Below are 6768 nucleotides of genomic sequence, written 5' to 3' on the forward strand. Positions count from 1 at the left end.
TGTCGCATGGGGCCACATGGTAGCCGCCGGAAAGCGGCGGCCCACACCGCCCGCCAGTTAAATCGGCCCGTCCGGGCGGTTGCGTGCGCGTCATACGGACCCCAGCCATTGCACCAGCTGCCGCGCCACGCGGGCATCGCCGAGCAGTCCCAGGTGGCCCAGCCGGTAGAAAACCGCCTGCCGGTGGCGTGCAAACTGCAGCGTGCGCTGCGGATCATCGTGCACGCCCAGGGCGCTGTGCAATGGCACCAACCCGTCCCCCACCAGCCGCTCGGCGGCGGGGCTGCGCTGCGCGGCCAGGGCGGCCGCCACGGCGTAGCAGGCCACACCCTCGGGCAGGGGCACGGGAATGCGCTGGTCGGGGCTCTTGCGAAACCGGTGGCGGCCCAGCCAGTCGCCGTCCACCACGTGGCCGTGGCGCAGGTCGGTGATACCGGCGCTGCGCAGCTGCGCGAGCCGCGCAAACGGGCGCGAATACGGCGAGCGGCCCAGCAGCACGTCCACGCAGTGGCCCGCACGCTCCAGCGGGGCGCCGTGGTGGGGTGTGCCCAGGCACACCAGATGGCGCAGCAGGGGCAGCCAGCGGCTGGCGGGCGCGCTTTGTGTTGCCGCATGCTGGCAGGCGCTGCGCGCCACCAGCCCGCCCATGCTGTGCGCCAGCACCGCCAGTTCGCCCACGGGCACGGGCCAGGCGGCCACCAGCGCATCCAGCTGGGCCGACAAGGTCGCGCCGTTGGTGGAGGTGTGCAGGCCCGTGTTGTAGCGCAGGTAGACGGGCGTGTAGCCCAGCGCGCGGGCCAGGTGCTCGCCATGGTCGTGCCCCTGGTGGCGCCATTGCAGATCGTTCATGCACAGGCCGTGCACCAGCACCAGCAGCTTGCCCGTGGCTGTGCCGGACGCGGCCAGCGCCGGGAGGTCGAGCGGCCGCCCCTGCTGGTAAAAGCCCATGGACGTGCGCAGCGGGTTGTCGTCGCGCGCGAGCCGGTCGCCCAGCACGCCGTTCAAGGCCGCCAGCACGGCCTCGCGCTCCCACAGGACCGGGGCCGAAGCGCCCGCCTCGGGGGGCTGCGTGAAGAAAGGCTCCAGCCGCGACAGACCGGCCTGCAGCCCCGCGTCGACCAGCCCGGTGACGCCCCGGATGCTCCGGTAGACCAGGCCGGTCAGGCCGCGGGTGCTGCCGGGCTCGGCACCGCCGGGCAGGCCCAGCGTGCCCAGCACCGACTGGTGCACGCCCTCCGCCACGTGGCTGGCGCCGGCCGTGGCCTGGGTGGCCAGCCGGGCCACGCCGCGCAGGTCCGAGGCGCGCAGCTGGCGCAGGGGGTTGGAACGGCGCGGCGCGGTCATGGCTCAGAACCGCTCGCTCGGCAGCAGGTAGCGCCACTGCCCCACGGGCAGGTTGCCCAGGGTGACGCGGCCCATGCGGATGCGCTTGAGCCCCACCACCTTCAGGCCCACCAGCTCGCACATGCGGCGGATCTGGCGCTTCTTGCCTTCGGTCAGCACAAACCGCAGCTGCTCGGGGTTTTGCCACTCCACCCGGGCGGGCTTGAGTGCCTGGCCGTCCAGCGACAGGCCATGGCACAGGCGGGCCAGCTGGTCCGCAGGGAACACCTGCTGCACGTTCTGCGCCACGTCGCCGTACTGCACGCGCACCAGGTATTCCTTGTCCACGGTGGAATCCTCACCGATCAGCTGCCGTGCCACGCGGCCGTCCTGCGTCAGCACCAGCAGGCCCACCGAGTCGATGTCGAGCCGCCCGGCGGGCGCCAGACCGCGCAGCTGCGGCGGCGAAAACCGCTGGCGGCTGGGGTCGTCGCGCCAGTGGGTGCGGGGGTTGATGAGCGCCACGGCGGGGGTGTGGCCGTCTTCGGCCTGCCCGCTGACGTAGCCCATGGGCTTGTGCAGCAGGATGGTGACGCGCTGTTCCTGAAAGCCCTGCGCAACGGGGTCGACCTCGATGCGGTCGGTGGGCAGCACCTGAACGCCCATTTCGGCCACCTGGCCATTGACCTTGACCCAGCCCTGGGCGATCCAGTCGTCCGCCTCGCGGCGCGAGCACAGGCCCAGTTCGGCCATGCGCTTGTTCAGGCGCGAACTGGGCAGGCTGCCGGGCGGCGTAGCGGGCCGGGTGGGCACCTGGCGGACCGGCGCCACGAACGGGCTGCCCGACGCGGTGCGGTAGCCGGAAGGCGCAGGCGCGCGCGACGGGCGCGGCGGCCGGGGTGAAGGGGCTGGCGCGGGCCGCACGGGCGAAGCGGCCTTGTTGGGCGCCACCGTCAAGGTGGGGCGGCGCAGCACCGGCCGCGAGGGTGCACCGGTGGCATCGGGGGCATCGGGCGTGTGGGCCGCCGGGGCGGGCGGTGGGCCGGACGGGGGGCGGGAGCTGGAAGAAGACATTGGCGCGTATTTTCGCCTGCGCGGCTGCGGGGGGCCCAGAAAATTTGGCGCGGGCGGGCGCTGTGGCGGCGGGTGTCAACCGGCCGGCGGGGCGCCCGCCTGCCAGGCCAGAAATTCTTCCACCGGCAGCGGGCGCGCCATGTGGTAGCCCTGCGCCTCGTCGCAGGCCAGCAGGCGCAGCCGCTCCAGGATGGCGGCCGTCTCCACCCCTTCGGCCACCACGGTCAGGCCCAGGTTGTGCGCCAGGTCGATGGTGGAGCGCACGATCATCGCGTCGTCCTCGCCGGTGTCCATGCCCATCACGAAGGACTTGTCGATCTTGAGCTCGTCCACCGGCAGGCGCTTGAGGTAGGCCAGCGACGAGTAGCCGGTGCCGAAGTCGTCGATGGACAGCTTGAAGCCCTGCTCCGACAGCCGGTTGAGCATGGCCTCGGCGCGCTGGGGGTCGTCCATGATGGCGCTCTCGGTGATCTCCAGGCAGAACGCGGTGGCGGGCACGCCGTGGCGCGCCAGGATGGTGGCCAGCCGCTGGCTGAGGTCGGGGTCGAGCAGGTCGCGGGTGGAGAGGTTGACCGACACCCGAAGCGCCGCGCCCTCCGTGCGCAGCCGGGCGAGCAGCCGGGCCACCTCCTCGAAGATCCACAGCGTCAGCTGCCGCACGAACCCCGTCTGCTCGGCAAACGGGATGAACTGCATGGGGGGCACCAGGCCCCGCTGCGGGTGCTGCCAGCGCACCAGGGCCTCGGCCGCCGCGCCCGGGCCACCCTGCAGCGACACCTTGGGCTGCAGGTACAGGCGCAGCTCGCCATGCTCCACCGCGTGGCGCAGCTCGCTCAGCATCGACAGTGTGCGGCCGCTGGCCGAGTCAAAGGCGGGGTCGTACTGCAGCGCGCCGCTGAGCTTGCGCTTGGCGGCATACATCGCGATTTCGGAGTGGCTGAGCAGGGTGTCCGCGTCGTCCGCGTCGCCGGGCCAGCACGCAAAGCCGATGCCTGCGCTCAGGTCCACCGTCTGGTCCTCGAAAGCAAGCGGCTCCTCGAACGAGCGGGTGATGTTGTGCGCAATGGCGTGGGCGGCAGCGGCATCGGCCTGCAGTAGCAACAACGCGAATTCATTGCCGCCCAGGCGCGCCACCATGTCGCCGGGCGAGCGCACCTGGCGGCTCAGGCGCCCGGCGACGGCCTGCAGCAGCCGGTCGCCGTAGGCGTAGCCCAGCACATCGTTGACGTGCTTGAAGCGGTCCAGGTCGAGCGTGAGCACCGACAGCGGCGCGGGGCGCGCGCCGGGGCCGCTGCCGGCCGCGATGGCGCGCACCACGGCCTCGCGGAACTGCTCGCGGTTGGGCAGCCCGGTGAGCCGGTCCCAATAGGCCAGCCGGCGGATCTCGCTTTGCTGCGCGCCGATGTCCACGCGCATATGGTCGAAAGAGCGCGCGAGGTTGCCGATCTCATCCCTGCGGCGGGTGTGCTCCAGCGGCGTGTCGTATTCGCCGCGCGACAGCCGCTGCGTGGCCGCCAGCAGCGAGCGCAGCGGCGTGGTGAGCCACTGCGCCGCCAGGCCCGTGCCCACGGCAAACAGCAGCACACCCGCCACCGTGATGATGGCCAGCAGCACCTGTAACTGGCGAAAGGGGGCCACCACCTCGTCCACCGAGCGCAGCAGCACGGCGTGCACCTCGCCCACCGCGCTGTCCAGGCGGATGCTGCGCGCCAGCAGCGTGGCGTCGGGCGTGCGCAGCTCGACGGGGATGGCGCCCTGGGCCTGCAGTGGCTGGCGCTGGTCGGGCGGCAGCGTGCTGACGGGGACGCGCACCTCCCCGTCCGGCATGCTGACCCGCAGCGCCACGTGGATGGACAGCAGCTGGCGCAATTCGTCGGCCAGCGGCTGGCTGATGGGAAAGCCCATGAGCACCCAGCCGATCACCACCGGCGCGCGCATGGGCACCATCACGAACTGGTAGGCCACGCCGTCCATCACGGCCACGCGGCTGCCCTGCGGCTGTGCCGCCAGTGCCGGCACCACCTGGCGCAGGGTGTACGGAAAGTCTTGCATGCTGTCGTCGGTGACGCTCACGGCGCGCAAGGCCAGGTCGGTGCCCAGCAGCGCGGCCACGGCCGCGCCGATGCGCTGGCCATGGTTTTCCAGCACCGACTGGATGGTCTGCGCGTCGTCCGAGTTGACGGCCGAGCGAAACCCGTAGTCGGCCGCGAGCAGGGACGAGCCCTGGCGCAGCTTGTCGGCGTTCTGCTCCAGCAAGCGCCGCCACACGTTCTCGTCCAGGTCGAGCGTGCGGGCAATCTGGGCGCGGGCATTGCGTTCGATGGTGGCGCGCACCACCGCAAATCCCGCCGCCTGCACGATGAGCAGCAGCAGCAGCGACAGCCCCGCCAGCCGCAGGAACAGGCTGTGGCGCAACCGCCCCAGGGTCAAGGCTGCAACCCCGTCAGGCGCACCTGGGCGTTGCCGGTGCCGCTGGCAGGCACGCTCAGCGGCTGCTCCAGCGGCGGCGCGCCCACGGGCAGCCGCTCGTGCCAGGTGCGCAGCGTGTAGTGGCCCGGCGGCACGTTGTCGATCTGCACGCGCCCGCTGCCGGCAGCGCTGCGCGCGTAGTGGGGCGTGTCCACCACCAGAATCCACCCCACCATGGCATCGTGGATGTTGCAGCCCAGCACCACGACGCCCGGCCGGTCGAACACGACGGGATTGGCGGGGGTGCCGGTGTAGAGCTTGAGCTCGAACTTCTTGGCGGGCGAGAACGAATACACGTGGTGGCGCACGGTGTCACGGTTCGGAAAGCGCACCTCGGTGCCCACGGGCACGACCAGCACGCCGGGCACGAACTTGCGCGCCTCCTGCGCCATGTCGACGCCCGGCTGGGGGCGGACCTGCCGGCGCGCCTCGGCCGACTCCAGAAACACGATGGCGTCGGCCAGCGGCTTGCCGGCGGCGTCCTGCACGTCCACCACCACGGTGGCCGCATGGGCTGCGCCGGCGCAGGCCGCCGCAAGCACCCCGAACGCCGCTGCGGTGGCGGCCTTCGATGCCTTCCATGCCAACGATGGCGTTGCTGCCATCTTCCACATCGCCCACATTGCCACGCCGGGTCCCCCTAGGGCTCGATGGCCATGCCCAGCAGGGGCGTGCCTTCGCCGACCCGGCCCAGCGGCCGGGTCGCGCCGGTGGCCAGGTTCACGAGGTGCAGCCGCGTCTGCGCATCGGTGGGCGTGCGCACCGCGATCAGCGCGGTGTTGCTCACGTCGGAGATGTCGAACGCCACATCGGTGAGTGCCCCCAGGCCCAGCGGCCCCACGGTGCGCAACTGGCCGGTGTTGGGCGAGACGACGGGCGTCGTGCCTTCGCGCGAGCCCTGCATCACCAGCACCCCGAGCGCGCGGTCGATGGCGTAGTTGGTGGTGAGCTTGCTGTCCTGCGGGTTGTAGGTGTAGGCAGCGCCCGCGATGTCCGGCTTGCGCGCGGCATGCACGTCGTCCGCCGCGTAGCGCAGCGACGGGTCGGGCTGCACGCCCTCGGTATTCGGGTCGCCATCCACCACCGCGCCCGTGTCCGGGTGCAGGCGCAGGTTCTGGCCGGTGTTGGAGACCACGCGGATGCGGTCTGCGGCCGGGTTGAAGTCAAACCCGAAGACGCTGCCCTGCAGCGGCAGCACCGCCGGGGCAGCGCCCACGGGCTTCAGGGCGCCGGTGGGGATGTCCAGCGTGTAGAGCCGCCCCGTGAACGACAGCGCATAGAGCACGCCCCGCGCCACGCGGAAGTCGATGCCGACCAGCCGGTCGCCCGGGGTCAGCCCGGTCACGGGCCGGCGCTCCAGGATGCGGGAGGGCTCTCCCGCGCTGAAGGTGATCAGCTCGTGCGCGGAGGTGACGGCCACCAGCAGCTCGCGCCGGTTGGGGTCGGGCGGGGGCTGCGTGGCGCAGCCGGCCAGCACCCCGGCAGCGGCAGCCAGCGCGGCCAGTGCAGTGCGTCGCCCCAGGGGCGGGTTCCATCGGTTCATGCGGCACCTCCTTATCTGTAACGGGCGTTATACCCGAGGCCCTCGTCCGGCACAGCCCCGGGGGTTCCCGAAGGCGCGAGCATGACATCAAAATTGATAGCTACAAACCCTTTAAAATAAAGCGCTAGGCAGGTTTTTAATCAAATTCCACGAAAGCACCCCTTCGCCGGCACGTTCAAGCGCAGGCGCTGAGCACGCGCCCAACATGTAACAAAAATCCATACGCTTTGGGCATGCGCCCATCCGCAAGGCTCATGACACATCTTGTCGATTTCTGCCTACACTGCGCCCGGAGTCTGCGCGGTAGAGGGCATCGAAGCGAAACGCGCGAAAACCGAGGATCGCGTGGTGCTACCGAC

Annotated in this window: 5 protein-coding genes; all 5 read right to left on the reverse strand. The window is 71.4% G+C overall.

What is annotated here, in order from left to right:
* Window positions 1-90 precede the first annotated feature (90 nt).
* Complete coding sequence (locus ACOQFS_RS18055) at window positions 91-1344, reverse strand: alpha/beta hydrolase (protein ID WP_421564212.1); 1254 nt, start codon at window positions 1342-1344, stop codon at window positions 91-93.
* 3 nt (window positions 1345-1347) lie between these two features.
* Entirely contained in the window at window positions 1348-2397 is a 1050-nt protein-coding gene (locus ACOQFS_RS18060; protein ID WP_421564213.1) for a pseudouridine synthase, read from the reverse strand.
* A 75-nt stretch (window positions 2398-2472) separates the two neighbouring features.
* Window positions 2473-4827, reverse strand: a complete 2355-nt coding sequence (locus ACOQFS_RS18065) for a putative bifunctional diguanylate cyclase/phosphodiesterase (protein ID WP_421564214.1) — start codon at window positions 4825-4827, stop codon at window positions 2473-2475.
* Window positions 4824-5471, reverse strand: a complete 648-nt coding sequence (locus tag ACOQFS_RS18070; protein WP_421564215.1) for a methylamine utilization protein — start codon at window positions 5469-5471, stop codon at window positions 4824-4826. The genes ACOQFS_RS18065 and ACOQFS_RS18070 overlap by 4 nt, the downstream gene beginning before the upstream one ends.
* Before the next feature lie 35 nt (window positions 5472-5506).
* On the reverse strand, window positions 5507-6409 hold the full coding sequence (locus ACOQFS_RS18075) for a DUF4394 domain-containing protein (RefSeq protein ID WP_421564216.1): 903 nt from the start codon (window positions 6407-6409) through the stop codon (window positions 5507-5509).
* Between the last annotated feature and the right edge of the window lie 359 nt (window positions 6410-6768).

This window comes from Paracidovorax sp. MALMAid1276 (assembly GCF_049198005.1).
GTDB lineage: Bacteria > Pseudomonadota > Gammaproteobacteria > Burkholderiales > Burkholderiaceae_C > Acidovorax.